We start from the raw sequence: 13,461 nt of genomic DNA, 5'->3' as shown, positions 1-13,461 counted from the left end.
TTGTCGCCGTAAAAAGGGCGATAAATGTAATCCTTTTTAGGGAAGCTGGCAATATCTTTGTTACGATACTAAATTTGTAATTTTAAACTTTTAAAAATTCAATTCAATGTTATATACTCCGATAAAATTTAGAAATGTAGAGATGAAAAACCGTTGGGTGATGTCGCCAATGTGTATGTATTCTTGCGAAAACGGATTGGCTAATGATTTTCATTATGTGCATTACGGAAGTCGTGCTCAGGGTGGAACAGGTTTAATCATGGTGGAAGCTACCGGCGTAGAACCTCGTGGCCGCATTACCAATCACTGCATGGGAATCTGGAACGACGAACAAGTGGAAAAACTTCAGAAAATCGTAGAATTTGTACACAAGAACTCAGATTCAAAAATCGGAATTCAAATCGCTCACGCAGGCAGAAAAGGTTCAACTTGGGAAAATAAACAAATTTCTTTGGAAGAAGGCTGGGAAACTATTGCTCCAAGCCCGATTCCGTATCATCCGACAGAAAGAATTCCGCATGAATTGTCTGTGGAAGAGATAAAAGACTTGGTTCGAAATTTTAAGGATGCTGCAAAAAGAGCGGTCAAAGCAGGCTTCGATGTGGTTGAAATTCATGGTGCCCACGGATATCTGGTTCATCAGTTTCTTTCACCCCTTTCAAACGTACGAACTGATGAATATGGCGGAAGTTTTGAAAACAGAAGCCGATTTTTATTGGAAATCGTTGATGCTGTAAATGAAGAATTGAATGAAAATGTTGCACTTTTTGTAAGAATTTCCGGAACTGAATATGCTGAAAACGGCTGGGATATCAATGATAGTGTAGTGTTAGCTAAAATTTTAAAGAATCATTCAGTCGATTTAGTAGACGTTTCAAGCGGCGGAAATATTCATGGTGCAAAAATTTCTGTTTTTGACGGCTATCAGGTTCCGTTTTCTTCTCAGGTTAAAAACGAAGCGGATGTTAAAACAGGAGCTGTTGGTTTGATTACTTCAACTTCTCAGGCTGAAGAAATTTTACAAAAAGGTGAAGCTGATCTTATTTTTGTGGCAAGAGAGATCCTCAGAAACCCATATATTGCGGTTCAGGGTTCTTTTGAAATGAAAGAAGAAAGTTTTTTCCCACATCAATACCTCAGAGCGAAAATTTCTTCTTAATTTTAGCCTCATCAAAATCACAAAAATAAATTATGAAGATTGAAGACTATATGCTGCCATGCCCAAGCAAAAAATTCTTAGGGATAGAATGTTTCGGATGTGGTACCCAAAGGGCAATTGTATTAGTTTTTAATGGTAAGTTTACCGAGGCATTCCACATGTTTCCAGCAGTGTATACTTTGCTCTTGTTTTTTGGTTTTGTAGCCCTCAATTTTATAGATAAAAAAAGAAATTATGGTCAGATTTTAATATTTTTAGCAATTATTAACTCACTAATCATGGTATTTTCTTACTTTTATAAACATTATTTTTAAATCAAAATATTAAACATTAAAAAAATCAAATTATGAATCAAAAACTGCCAAACGCACAAACAGTGCTAATCTTGGGAATCGTGTCAATCGTTGGAACTTGTTGTTGTACAGGTTTAGTAGGTATTATCTGCGGACTTATCGGATTAAACAAATATAAAAGTGATAAGCTTTTGTATGATCAAAATCCATCAGAATATTCAGATTTTAGTAATTTGAATACTGGAAGAATTTTATGTATTATTGGGCTTGTCTTAGGAGCAATTCAGCTTATTTATACTATTTTCATTCTTGCAACTGTAGGAGTAGACGGTTATATGCAACAGTATGATCAACTAAAAAATATGGGTAGATAATTACGCCTCGTATAAATTATACTAAAAAACCGCAGCAATGCGGTTTTTTTATGCTTAATATTTTTTGGGGAAATTTATTAAGACATAAGAGTAAGTCTTATATTTGATTTAAATTTTAAACCTAAATTTCTATTTCAGAATGAAAAAAAGCAATTTTCTTAACGGTCATCAGCATATTTGTAGTCACAATTGGTTCTGTTATTTTCATTAAATTTGAAAATGACCACAAAGAATGCAGTCAGAAAATTGAATTTTCAATAGGTGAAAATGGAGAAAAAATAAAAACAGAAAGGCATATTTGTAAGGAGAAGTTTAATTTTTAAGCTAAGTTTAAATTAAATCTTATTAAAAGGAGTTTTAAAATTCAAAACAATTAGATGTAAAATTATTACTGGATTCCAAAAACACCCACACTCTCAAATAAACCATTATTAATTTTAGTGATTGACAAAAAAAACTTATTTTAGTTACACCAAATAAAATGTCACCACAAATATTAATATTGAAAAGTAAATGGGAGTATTAGTTACCAACGAAACAGTAAAACAACTTTTTCACATCGCCCAGTCAATTGCGAGAGAGAATTACAATGCGACATACGACGGTCCGCACATTCTTCAGGCTTTAATGCATAAAGATATCGGACTCAATGAATTCTTAAAAAACATCGATAAAGATCCCGGATATTTCTACGAATGGGCAGATGTGCGCATCGAAGATTATCCCAAAACAACACATCTTCCCAGTGAAGTAGGTGAGGGCGAATTTGTAGATCAGATTCTTGAAGAGGCTGACGACATCAGGTTGAAATTGGGATTGGATGAGATTACCCCAATCTGTATTTTGACGGCGATCGTAAAACCACAGGTTGCCTTTACTTTACAACAACTCAAATCTTTGCCTCTCAGAGAGCACGAAATATTTAATTTATACAGAAAAGATACCCCTTATGCTTCACCAGAAAACAGTGAAATTTCATCGCTCTTTTCTAATGGAAATGACTATTCAGACAATTCTTTTCCTTCGATTAAAAGTTATTGCATAGACCGAACTGCTCAAGCCAGACAAGGTACTTTAGAAAATATTATCGGTCGTGATAAAGAACTGAGAATGCTGGTGGAAATTCTTTGTAGAAGAACAAAACCCAATGTGATTATCATCGGTGAACCAGGTGTCGGTAAAACCGCTTTGGTAGAAGGTTTCGCTACAGAAATCATTAAAGGAAATGTCCCGGAAATGCTTAAAAATGCTACTTTACTAGAATTAGACACTGGAGCTTTATTGGCTGGGACTTCTTACAAAGGCGAAATTGAAGACCGCTTGAAAAAAGTAATCAACGAGTGCAAGAAGATTGAAAAAGCGATTCTTTTTATAGACGAAATTCATGCACTTTTAGATCCCAAAGGCAGCATTGGAAATATTGGAAATATCCTTAAACCTGAATTGGCAAGAGGGGAAATTACCGTAATCGGAGCAACCACCCATGAAGAATACAGAAAAATAATTGAACCGGAACAGGCCTTCAACAGACGTTTCGAAGTTTTAACGGTTAACGAACCAGATGAGCAAACTTGTGTCAAAATGATTGATGTTCTTCTGGATGGTTACAAAATGCACCACGGTATCGAAGTTGATAAATCGGCACTTCCCGAATGTGTACGTCTGGCAAAAAGATATGCAAAAGGTAAAAAATTGCCTGATGCTGCAATTGACCTGCTTGACCGAACAATGGCTGCCATCAAAATGCTGGATGAGCTTTCTGAAAAAGAACTTCAAGACTGGAAAGAAAATTATGAGAATATTCTGAAAGAAGAATTTTTGGATGAAAAAGATAAAGCCGACGAATTAATCTGGAATTACAATTTACTGAGGGATAAAATCAGCCCGATTTTGTGGGGATCTTTGCGAGAGCAGCCACAGATTGATAACTCTATGCCGATCGAGCATCTTCAGAAAATCATTGCAGATACTTTTACAGAATTGATAGAACATGCTTCTGTAAAAAGAGAAAAAGTAGGTAAGCTTGAATTGGCGGCTGTAATGGCGGCAAAAACCAATATTCCGATTGGGAAACTTCAGGCTCAGGAAAAAGAGAAGCTTCTGAATATGGAATCTCTTTTACTAAGCAGAGTCGTTGGTCAGGATCATGCATTGAAAGTGCTTTCTGATGCCATCGTTGAAAACCGAAGTGGGTTAAACAAACCCGGTCAACCAATCGGATCATTTTTCCTTTTGGGGCCAACTGGAACCGGGAAAACTGAATTGGCGAAATCTATGGCAGAACTCTTTTTTAATGATGAAAAAGCGATGGTTCGTTTTGATATGTCAGAATTTAAAGAAGAGCACTCAGCAGCATTATTATATGGTGCGCCTCCAGGATATGTCGGTTATGAGGAAGGTGGAATGTTAGTTAATAAAATCCGTCAGCAACCTTATACCGTAGTTTTATTTGATGAGATTGAAAAAGCGCATCATTCTGTTTTCGATGTCTTTTTACAAATTATGGACGAAGGAAAAGTGCATGATAAATTAGGAAAAGAAGGAGATTTCAGCAATGCATTAATTTTATTTACTTCAAATATCGGAAGCGAAGAAATTGTAAAACAATTTGAAGAAGGAAAAGTTCCCGAATCATCTTCTCTGATGCAGATTATGTCAAATTCAGGCAGATTCAGACCAGAATTTTTAGCAAGAATTACAGAAATTATTCCTTTTGCACCAATCACGGAATCTATTGCTGAAAGAATTTTTAATATTCAGTTAAAATCACTTCACAAATCACTTCACAGATTAGGAATGACGCTTTCCATCACTGATGAAGCGGTGAAAAATTTAGCTTTAGGCGGATTCAGCAGCAAATATGGAGCGAGACAGATTTCCGGAGTCATCCGATCTCAGCTGGCAAGACCGATCTCTAAAATGATTGTGCGCGAAGAAGTGAAATCCGGGCAAACTCTTACTGTTGATTGGAGCCAAACTGAAGAGAAAATCGATTGGAAAGTAGAATAATTGATTCAATTGAAAAAAATCAGAATGCTGAAATTTATTTATGCATTCTGATTTTTAAATTAAGATAGTAATAATGAAGATTTATTTCAATAAAATAGTATTTGCAGCAGTCTTTTTTGTTTCTTTTGAAATGGCATCTGCTCAGTATCTCTCTGCTAGTGACACTTCTGAAAGCAGTGTGAGAAAGTACAAAAACATCATCAATGCAAATAAAGACGTTGTTCAGTTTATAGAAAATTCTTTAGCTAAAAAGGGACTTCCAAAGCATTTGAGAAATTTACCTTTAATAGAATCTCATTTTGACAGAAACATTACTTCGCATGCCGGTGCAGTAGGGCTTTGGCAGTTTATGAACGCCCACGCCAATCAATACGGTCTTACCGCAGATCGTCGTAACGACATTTACAGAAGTACTAAAGTGGCAGTGGTTTCTTTGGGAAATCTTTATAAAAAATATGGCAATTGGGTAACTGTTATTGCGGCATACAATTGTGGAGAAGGGAATATTGCCAAGGCGATGCAGTCTGCCAATTCAAGTCAGTATCATGTTTTCTCTAAATATTTGCCGGCAGAAACGATTAACCATGTTAAAAAATATCTGAATGCTTGTTATGCGACAGGAGAACTCAACAGTGTTTTGACCAATTACAATTCTTCAAGAATGCAGAAAGTATTTGATGCAAGATCCGGCTTGAAAGAAGAATCATCATTATCTGAAACCGAAATTAATGCAGGATTCAGCTTAAAAATTATTGCTGAAGAATTAAAATTAAGTTTAAATGACATTCTCAATTGGAACCCTGAAATTGAAGAAGAACTTCAGACTACAGGAGAAAGTACTTTATACCTTCCAACAGATTTGATGCCTGATTTTTTATTGAAGAAAAATAAGATTTTGTCCCGCTCTATAAAAGAAGGGAACATTACTTCAAAATAAATTTTTACTAAACAAAAACTAAAAGACTTCCCTGCAAAAGAGAAGTCTTTATTTTTTTAATTAAAATAATCTTACTTCACAATAAACTTCAAGCTCGATTCATCTAATTTTAAAATATAGATTCCTTGCTGAAGATTTCGTGTTCTGATAGATTTTCCGTTTTTAAAAGGCTGATTTTCCGTTTGCATCACCTTCCCTTGAAGGTTGTAAATTTCGGCTTTTTGAATGTTTTCAGTTTCACCTTTTACAAAAACCTCTTGATTTGAAATAGGATTTGGGTAAACTTGCAACTCATAGGATTGCGTATTTTCTGTATTCATTATACTTTGTCTTGCAGATCCTGCAGAACAAGTCCAGCTTAGATTGTCGATGGCTACTCTGTTGCTTGAAGAATTATTGACCAAAGTGACAATCACATTTCCTGAAACATTGATGTTGTTAATCGTTGTTGTCGTTGCAGTTGTGCTGTACGGAATTGTTCCCACATTTGCGCCATTGACCAAAACATTAAAACTTCCGCTGCTTCCACTGAATTTCAACTGCGTTGTTACCGTTAAAGAATTAATACCATTACTGAATGAGCTCGATTTTAGCGAACCGTTTCTTACCGTAATGGCTTTATTGGAAATCGTTTGGTCACTTCTTGAATCTGTAGCTGTCCATGTAATTCCGCTGTTTGTCCATGTTTTTGTAGTGTAAGATGATGCGCCGGATGTCGGGATGGTTTCAAAAGTTTCGTTTACACAATTGGTAGGGTTCGGGTTTGTTGTTCCTGCGTTTGTGGTTGCCGAAACGGTTGAACTATTTGCAGAAGCATTACCTGCAGCATCTTTCGCTTTAATATAGAAATTATAAGTTGTCGAAGGATTTAATCCTGTAACCGTCGCTGAGGTTGTGTTTACATTAGATTTTAAACTTCCGTTCATATAAACATCATAAGAAGTCACTGCGACATTATCAGTTGCGGCAGACCAAGCTAGAGAAACACTGTTTGTGGTTTTCCCGGATACTGTAAGGTTCGCCACAACAGTAGGAGCTTGTGTATCCTGAGTCGGAGTTGGTGATCCCCAAATTTGATTCACATAATTCTGATTATCAATAAATGGATTTCTATTTCCCTGAAAAGTATACGAGGCATTATTTCTGTTGATTTCAGCCTGAGAAACGGGATCCTGATTATGCCAGGCCAGCAAAACATTCAGCTCCCAAGTCTGCAAGCCAGGAAATGCTGAACCTCCCAACATATTTCCTGAAGAAAAACCGGATAATTGATTTTGGTATCTGGTCACAAAATAAAAAACCATTCTTGCAACATCTCCTTTAAACTCATCAATCGGCTCGAAAACCGTTCCCGAAAACCCTGAAGATGACGAACTTCCCAATTTTGAACCGTTTTGAGAAGTGAACGTTGTGCTTCCCACTTTCCCGAAAGGATAATTTGATCGCATTCCGTTTACCTTTCCATCGGTGGCTCTGATGAAATGCACGTCATTTTTCATTGGTGAAGCTTCATTAAATAAGCTTTGCGGAACGATGTGTTCGCGGTTGTAACAATTCCCTTCAGTAGAATATGTTCCACATTGGTTTCCGCCAGGTGTGTAGTTGTACGGATCAGATGAGGTTGGTCTTTCAGAATAAATGTCTAAAATAGAGCCGTCATTTTCGTAATTTTTGTCAATGTCGGTAGTTTTGTAGGCAGTCCAAAGTCCGCTGTAGCCTTTGTCTTGATGTCCGCTGGTAATGATTGAGCTTAAAGCGGTTTTCAGAGGAGCTCCTGTAAGTCCGTTTGCGGAGGAGTAGTATCCTGATGGAGCTTGAGCATTAGCGAATTGTGCTATTACTAAAAATAGAAGATGTTTTTTCATATTAAATTTATTTGATGATTTGGTGATTACAATTTTAAGAATTTATAAAATATAAATGTCAGTTTTTAGATTAATTTTTGATTATTTATTTAATTTTATTAGCTCCTATCCAAAATTCAGAATTCTCATTGCTTGAATTTGAAATAATGAAAATCTATTAACATTGATAAATATTTATGATTATTTGAATTAAAACTAATTATTAAATAGTTTTAAGTTGATAAAAGTCATGAGAATTTAGAATATCATAATGAAAACTAATTTCTATTTTTGTGATTATTATTTTTATTTAGAATGATTAAAAATTTATCAACTAAACTTTTCGTAAGTTTATCAATTGCAGGTTGTGTTTCAACCTATGGGCAATGTACCCCGGTGAGTGAGTTTTCAGAAAACTTCGATACTTTATCGTGTTGCGCTTTTGGGGTTGTTCCCCCATGTTGGAACAGTTATGTTACTCAGGATGGAGGGAATCAGATTATTTCAAGTACGGCTCCTGCATCGAGTCCAAGTAATGTGTATCAGATTGGCTATAATAAGGTATCCATAGTAATTATGCCTCCGTTGACAAATATCAATGCCGGTACGCATCATTTCAAATTCAAAGCGAGAGTTAATCCAGGGTCTACTCCCGGCTTTTTAGAATTTGGTTACATTACGGACATCGGAAATATATCAACATTTGTTGTTTTGCAACCGATTACAATTGCAAATGGAACTTACGACAACACATCGGAGAGAATTTTCGATGTACCTGCTACAGTTCCTGCAAATGCGAGATTGGCAATAAGAAATCCTGGAACGACCTGGGTAGGACATTATTGGGATGACGCAGTTTGGGAGAGTAAGTCAGGACTTGGCACAAAGGAATCAGAACTTAATGATTTGAAAATGTATCCAAACCCATTTACTGATGTAATTACGATTTCAGATACAAGCGAAATTCAGAATGTAAAAATTACAGATATTTCAGGAAGAGTGATCAAAACCATTGATAAACCGACTTCTACAATTAATTTGAGCGAGTTGAAATCCGGAGTCTACTTTATGACAACTTATCATAAAGACGGAAAATCAAAAACTCATAAAATCATCAAAGAATAATTTATTTTTAACGTAAAAAGGTCAATACAAAATTTTGTACTGACCTTTTATTTTTTAGAATTTTAAAATTCTTATTTTTTCATTCCCGGAGGATAGTTTGCCATAATTTCAGCTACAATCTGAGGGATTTGTTTTTGCTTCGCTTGCGGTCTGTCTACAGAAATACCGCTTCCGATTCCCTGCCAAACTAACTTGTTGGTTTTAGAATCAATTAAATTTACGATGATTGCTCCTTCGTTATAGTTGCTCGTCCAGGTTCTGTTCATACCGATTCCCCATCCGAAGCCACCGCCCCATCCCCACATTCCGCCGGGACTGGTTGTGTTAATATCCGTGATTTTCTTATGATTAGCTTTAATGTTGACGATCAAATCAGGATTTTCTCCGGATTGAAGGCCTTTTGTCTGCAATTGCTTAGACAATTCGTTCAACACTCTGTCTTTATCAATATCATTCAGTTTCAAATCGTCAATTCTTATTTTGTAAGTTTTGTAAGAAGTGAAATTTGCAGTTTCTGCATAATCTGAACGTACTTTAAAAGGACTGCAAGAAGATAAACCTAAAGTCGCTGCCAGCAAAATAAAAATATATTTCTTCATTTTATTTATTTTTTTTAATGATTTTTATAAATGTGTCTGTCTTTTTATCGTATCCGTACGGGCAGTGTCTGCAGCCGCTTTTACAGCAATATCCACGTTTCAGATGGAATTTTTCTGTGAAAACCTTGTAGCCTTGCTCGTTGTAGTAAAAGTCTTCATGTTCTTTGATGTCAAAATGCGCCATAAGTTAAATCAAAACTTTTATATTTGTTATTATGATAATTGTGTGCCAAAAACTCCTCAAAAATACAAAAATAAACGGCATTACGCTTTATCCTTTTATTTTCATTAAAAATCCTGAAGATAAGAAGAATAGAGTGCTCATCAATCACGAAAAAATTCATCTCAAACAACAACTAGAGCTATTGATTGTCTTCTTTTATATTGCTTATGTTGCAGAATATTATTATCATTTATTTAAATTAAAAAATGGTCATAAAGCTTACCGCGCTATTTCTTTTGAAAGAGAAGCGTATGCAAACGAGCATGATCTAAATTATCTGAAAAAAAGAAAGATATGGGGATTCTGGAAATATTTTTAATTAATTAGAAATGTTATAACGTTCCGAAGATTCCCCTCCTTTGGAGGGGTGGCGAAAATTCAAAGAATTTTTGACGGGGTGGTTTAAAAAGCATATTCAAATAAACTCGTAAAACAAATATCATTTAGAACAAAGATGCTATTACAAGTTCCAACACAAAAGATTCCAATTCAGGAAATTCAGATTAATAAAAACGTAAAACTTTTCATCAAAAGAGAAGACCTCATTCATCCTCAAATCTCAGGAAACAAATACTGGAAGATTTTTTATAATCTTAATCACTATCTCGAAAGCCGTCCCGAAAAACCTTTAATTATAACCTTTGGTGGTGCTTATTCCAATCATATTTCAGCAGTTTCGGCAGTTGGAAATTTATTTGGAATTCAGACTTTAGGAATTATCAGAGGGGAAGAATTAGAGAAAAAATGGAAAGATAATCCGACTTTAGTTGCTGCCAAAAGAAATGGGATGAATCTGAAGTTTGTTACCCGTGAAGAATACCGACACAAAGAAAAACTGACTGAGTTTCTGCAACAGGAATTTCCTGAAGCTTTGATTATTCCTGAAGGCGGAACAAATGAAAACGCTGTTCAGGGAATCAAAATGATGCTGAATGACGATACAAAAGATTTTGATTATCTTTGCACCGCAGTTGGAACCGGAGGTACGATTGCCGGAATTTCAGAGTTTTGCGAAGAAAATCAGAATGTTATAGGTTTTAAAGTCGTTAAAGACACTTCTTTGGAAAACAGAATTTCAGAATTAACCTCAAAAAGAAATTATCATCTAATCGATGCTGCTCTTGGTGGTTACGGTAAAATAAATGATGAAAATATCCGTTTTGTCAATGATTTTAAAATAAAGTATGATGTTACGTTAGAACCTGTTTATACAGGGAAAATGATGCAGAAAGTTTTTGAAATGATTGATAATAATTATTTTCCTGCAGGAAGCAGAATACTATGTTTTCATACTGGTGGTTTGCAGGGAATAGAAGGAGCCAATATGCTTTTAGAGAAACAAAATAGAAATTTAATAATGTAAAGTTGTATGAAATGCTCATGACGAAATCTGAAAAGATAATTTCCAGAAGTTTTGCATTTTAGCTTTATAAAAAAATAAAAATAGAAACATGAAAAGACTTTTCTTACTAATTAGCCTTTTAGTTTTATCAAAATTCTCAGCTCAGACCTGGGCTACTGAAGATCAATACATCCAGAAATTTGCACAGTATGCAGTTGAAGAAATGGAAAAATACAAGATTCCTGCTTCAATTACGCTTGCACAGGGACTTTTGGAAACCGGTGGCGGACAAAGCAGATTGGCTCAGGAAGGGAAAAATCATTTCGGAATAAAATGTAAGGAAGACTGGACCGGGAAAACTATGAAACATACCGATGACGCTCCGAATGAGTGTTTCCGTGTGTATGAAGACCCTAAACAGTCTTATGAAGATCACTCAATATTCCTGACGACTAGAAAATATTACACCAAGCTTTTTGATCTTGATATGAAAGATTACAAAGCGTGGGCGCATGGTCTAAAAAAAGCAGGTTATGCTACAAATCCGAGATATGCATCAATTCTGATTGGAAAAATTGAAAGATATAAATTATATGAATTTGATGAAGTAAATTCCACAGAAGTTCTCTATGCCATTCTAAAAAAATATCCCGATCTGAAGGACGACAGAACCTTCATGGCTCGTCTTGAACCCGCAAAAAAAGTTAAAAAAACGGAACCAGTTACTGTGAAAGTTCCGTACAAAGCAACTTCTTATGCTCAGCAACAACAGAGGGTAGAACGTATTAAAACGAAAGCAGAAATTCTTAATTCTATTTTAATTAAAAGCCATCCGAATGGTGGTTTGAAATATGTGGTCATTCCTGAGGACACGAATGTGCAGTTTATCGCAAAAAAATTCAAAATCAGTGACAGCAAATTGACCAAATGGAATGATCTTGAATCTGATATCCTTAGAAAAGATGATATTGTATTTCTTGAATCAAAAAATTCTGAAGGAAATACGGCAACTTATAAAGCAGAATCTGGTGAAGATATGCACGACATCGCTCAGAAATTCGGAGTGAAACTCAATAAACTATACGCAAAAAACAGAATGGATGAAGGTCAAAAACCGGCTGCAGGACAGCTTATCTATCTGATTGACAAAAAACCTAGAAACTAAAATTGGTTGTTGGTTTTCAGTTGATGGTTGTTGGTTTTAATACTGATAACTATTTGCTTTAAACTAATACCTATCAACTTACTATAATGAAATACCAAAGAAGTTCAGCTTTATTTGAAGAAGCTTACAAATATATTCCGGGTGGAGTAAATTCTCCGGTTCGTGCCTTTAAATCTGTAGGCGGAGTGCCCGTTTTCATGAAATCTGCAAAAGGAGCATATCTTACAGACGCTGATGATAATACGTACATCGATTACATCAATTCGTGGGGGCCTGCAATTTTGGGACACACGCATCCTGAGGTTTTAGAAGAATTAAAAATTCAGGCAGAGAAAGGTTTTTCTTTCGGTGCACCAACAGAACTGGAAACCGAAATTGCTAAATTCATCACAGAAAATGTTCCGAATATTGACCAGATCAGAATGGTTTCTTCAGGTACAGAAGCTTGTATGAGTGCGGTAAGATTGGCGAGAGGATTTACAGGAAGAGATAAAATTGTAAAATTTGAAGGCTGTTATCATGGTCACTCAGATTCGTTTTTGATCAAAGCGGGAAGTGGTGCTGCAACTTTTGGAAATCCAAATTCTCCAGGAGTAACAGCAGGAACAGCGAAAGATACTTTGTTGGCACGATATAATGATTTTGAGCAGGTTCAGGATTTGTTCAGACATAATCAGGGTGAAATTGCTGCGGTTATCATTGAGCCGGTTGCCGGAAATATGGGTTGTGTTTTACCAGAAAATAATTTTTTGCAAAACTTAAGAAAAATCTGTGACGAAAACGGAGCTTTACTAATTTTTGATGAGGTGATGACTGGTTTCAGATTAGCTTTTGGTGGTGCGCAGGAATTGTATAATGCAAAAGCGGATTTGGTAACCTATGGAAAAGTAATCGGAGGCGGTTTGCCGGTTGGTGCTTTTGCCGGAAGAAACGAAATTATGAATCATTTGGCTCCAAAAGGGGGCGTTTATCAGGCGGGAACATTAAGTGGAAATCCTCTGGCGATGAGAGCAGGTCTGAAAACTTTGCAACTGATCAAAAGCGACGAAAATTTCTTTAATAATCTGAATAAAACCACCGAAACTTTAGATTTTGAAATCGGGAAAATTTTAAATGAAAAAGGAATTGCTCATAAAATCAACAGAAAAGGTTCTATGATGTCAGTGTTTTTCCACATCAACAGAGTTTCGAATTTTGATGAGGCACAGCAGGCAAATCATTCATTGTTTAATAATTTCTTTCATCAGATGCTGACTAACGGAATTTATCTTCCACCAAGTGGTTATGAAACATATTTCATCAGCGATGCGATTAAAGACAAAGAAATCGATATGACTTTGGAAGCGGTAAGGAAATTTGAGTATTCTTAAAATTAATTAATATAAATTCTT

The 13,461-nt window shown here is 35.5% G+C and carries 13 protein-coding genes; 10 read left to right on the top strand and 3 right to left on the bottom strand.

Annotated features, from left to right (window positions below):
• Positions 1–106 precede the first annotated feature (106 nt).
• The 5 genes from namA to LNP04_RS05775 all read left to right on the top strand — a co-directional run bounded on the left by namA (position 107) and on the right by LNP04_RS05775 (position 5,772).
• Positions 107–1,159 carry an NADPH dehydrogenase NamA gene (gene namA, locus LNP04_RS05795; RefSeq protein ID WP_229985611.1) on the top strand — a complete coding sequence of 351 codons (1,053 nt, stop codon included), beginning with the start codon at positions 107–109 and terminating at the stop codon, positions 1,157–1,159.
• Positions 1,160–1,191: 32 nt separating this feature from the next.
• On the top strand, positions 1,192–1,473 hold the full coding sequence (locus tag LNP04_RS05790) for a DUF2752 domain-containing protein (RefSeq protein WP_229985610.1): 282 nt from the start codon (positions 1,192–1,194) through the stop codon (positions 1,471–1,473).
• A gap of 32 nt (positions 1,474–1,505) precedes the next feature.
• The gene (locus LNP04_RS05785) at positions 1,506–1,826 is read left to right on the top strand and encodes a CCC motif membrane protein (protein WP_229985609.1); all 321 of its coding nucleotides are present in this window, start codon (positions 1,506–1,508) and stop codon (positions 1,824–1,826) included.
• A 513-nt stretch (positions 1,827–2,339) separates the two neighbouring features.
• Positions 2,340–4,835: an ATP-dependent Clp protease ATP-binding subunit gene (locus LNP04_RS05780; RefSeq protein WP_229985608.1), complete on the top strand. Its 2,496-nt coding sequence runs from the start codon at positions 2,340–2,342 to the stop codon at positions 4,833–4,835.
• Positions 4,836–4,908: 73 nt separating this feature from the next.
• Positions 4,909–5,772: a lytic transglycosylase domain-containing protein gene (locus tag LNP04_RS05775; RefSeq protein WP_229985607.1), complete on the top strand. Its 864-nt coding sequence runs from the start codon at positions 4,909–4,911 to the stop codon at positions 5,770–5,772.
• 71 nt (positions 5,773–5,843) lie between these two features.
• On the opposite strand, the gene LNP04_RS05770 is transcribed toward LNP04_RS05775, so the two are convergent.
• The gene (locus tag LNP04_RS05770; RefSeq protein WP_229985606.1) at positions 5,844–7,637 is read right to left on the bottom strand and encodes an endonuclease; all 1,794 of its coding nucleotides are present in this window, start codon (positions 7,635–7,637) and stop codon (positions 5,844–5,846) included.
• Between the two features lie 294 nt (positions 7,638–7,931).
• Here LNP04_RS05770 and LNP04_RS05765 point away from each other — a divergent pair, with 294 nt between their 5' ends.
• Positions 7,932–8,741, top strand: a complete 810-nt coding sequence (locus LNP04_RS05765; protein ID WP_229985605.1) for a T9SS type A sorting domain-containing protein — start codon at positions 7,932–7,934, stop codon at positions 8,739–8,741.
• A 71-nt stretch (positions 8,742–8,812) separates the two neighbouring features.
• Here the strand turns inward: LNP04_RS05765 and LNP04_RS05760 are convergent, their stop codons facing one another.
• A complete protein-coding gene (locus LNP04_RS05760; RefSeq protein WP_229985604.1) occupies positions 8,813–9,340 on the bottom strand; it encodes a DUF4136 domain-containing protein in 528 nt (175 codons plus the stop codon).
• 1 nt (position 9,341) lies between these two features.
• Positions 9,342–9,524, bottom strand: a complete 183-nt coding sequence (locus LNP04_RS05755) for a DUF5522 domain-containing protein (protein WP_229985603.1) — start codon at positions 9,522–9,524, stop codon at positions 9,342–9,344.
• A gap of 31 nt (positions 9,525–9,555) precedes the next feature.
• Between LNP04_RS05755 and LNP04_RS05750 the strand changes: the two genes are divergently transcribed.
• The 4 genes from LNP04_RS05750 to hemL all read left to right on the top strand — a co-directional run bounded on the left by LNP04_RS05750 (position 9,556) and on the right by hemL (position 13,440).
• The gene (locus LNP04_RS05750; RefSeq protein WP_229985602.1) at positions 9,556–9,882 is read left to right on the top strand and encodes a hypothetical protein; all 327 of its coding nucleotides are present in this window, start codon (positions 9,556–9,558) and stop codon (positions 9,880–9,882) included.
• A gap of 135 nt (positions 9,883–10,017) precedes the next feature.
• Positions 10,018–10,926 carry a 1-aminocyclopropane-1-carboxylate deaminase/D-cysteine desulfhydrase gene (locus LNP04_RS05745; protein ID WP_229985601.1) on the top strand — a complete coding sequence of 303 codons (909 nt, stop codon included), beginning with the start codon at positions 10,018–10,020 and terminating at the stop codon, positions 10,924–10,926.
• Positions 10,927–11,014: 88 nt separating this feature from the next.
• Positions 11,015–12,070, top strand: a complete 1,056-nt coding sequence (locus LNP04_RS05740; protein WP_229985600.1) for a glycoside hydrolase family 73 protein — start codon at positions 11,015–11,017, stop codon at positions 12,068–12,070.
• A gap of 86 nt (positions 12,071–12,156) precedes the next feature.
• Positions 12,157–13,440, top strand: coding sequence for a glutamate-1-semialdehyde 2,1-aminomutase (gene hemL, locus LNP04_RS05735; protein ID WP_229985599.1), 1,284 nt, complete (start codon positions 12,157–12,159; stop codon positions 13,438–13,440).
• Positions 13,441–13,461 lie beyond the last annotated feature (21 nt).

It is taken from the genome of Chryseobacterium sp. C-71, assembly GCF_020911865.1.
Classification (GTDB): Bacteria; Bacteroidota; Bacteroidia; order Flavobacteriales; family Weeksellaceae; genus Chryseobacterium.
The sequence above is the reverse complement of the archived record's forward strand: the minus strand, read 5'-3'. Positions and strand labels throughout refer to the sequence as shown.

Coding starts and splice junctions, on each gene's coding strand:
- namA (WP_229985611.1), top strand. CDS start 107: ATGTTATATACTCCGATAAAATTTAGAAATGTAGAGATGAAAAACCGT.
- LNP04_RS05790 (WP_229985610.1), top strand. CDS start 1,192: ATGAAGATTGAAGACTATATGCTGCCATGCCCAAGCAAAAAATTCTTA.
- LNP04_RS05785 (WP_229985609.1), top strand. CDS start 1,506: ATGAATCAAAAACTGCCAAACGCACAAACAGTGCTAATCTTGGGAATC.
- LNP04_RS05780 (WP_229985608.1), top strand. CDS start 2,340: ATGGGAGTATTAGTTACCAACGAAACAGTAAAACAACTTTTTCACATC.
- LNP04_RS05775 (WP_229985607.1), top strand. CDS start 4,909: ATGAAGATTTATTTCAATAAAATAGTATTTGCAGCAGTCTTTTTTGTT.
- LNP04_RS05770 (WP_229985606.1), bottom strand. CDS start 7,637: ATGAAAAAACATCTTCTATTTTTAGTAATAGCACAATTCGCTAATGCT.
- LNP04_RS05765 (WP_229985605.1), top strand. CDS start 7,932: ATGATTAAAAATTTATCAACTAAACTTTTCGTAAGTTTATCAATTGCA.
- LNP04_RS05760 (WP_229985604.1), bottom strand. CDS start 9,340: ATGAAGAAATATATTTTTATTTTGCTGGCAGCGACTTTAGGTTTATCT.
- LNP04_RS05755 (WP_229985603.1), bottom strand. CDS start 9,524: ATGGCGCATTTTGACATCAAAGAACATGAAGACTTTTACTACAACGAG.
- LNP04_RS05750 (WP_229985602.1), top strand. CDS start 9,556: ATGATAATTGTGTGCCAAAAACTCCTCAAAAATACAAAAATAAACGGC.
- LNP04_RS05745 (WP_229985601.1), top strand. CDS start 10,018: ATGCTATTACAAGTTCCAACACAAAAGATTCCAATTCAGGAAATTCAG.
- LNP04_RS05740 (WP_229985600.1), top strand. CDS start 11,015: ATGAAAAGACTTTTCTTACTAATTAGCCTTTTAGTTTTATCAAAATTC.
- hemL (WP_229985599.1), top strand. CDS start 12,157: ATGAAATACCAAAGAAGTTCAGCTTTATTTGAAGAAGCTTACAAATAT.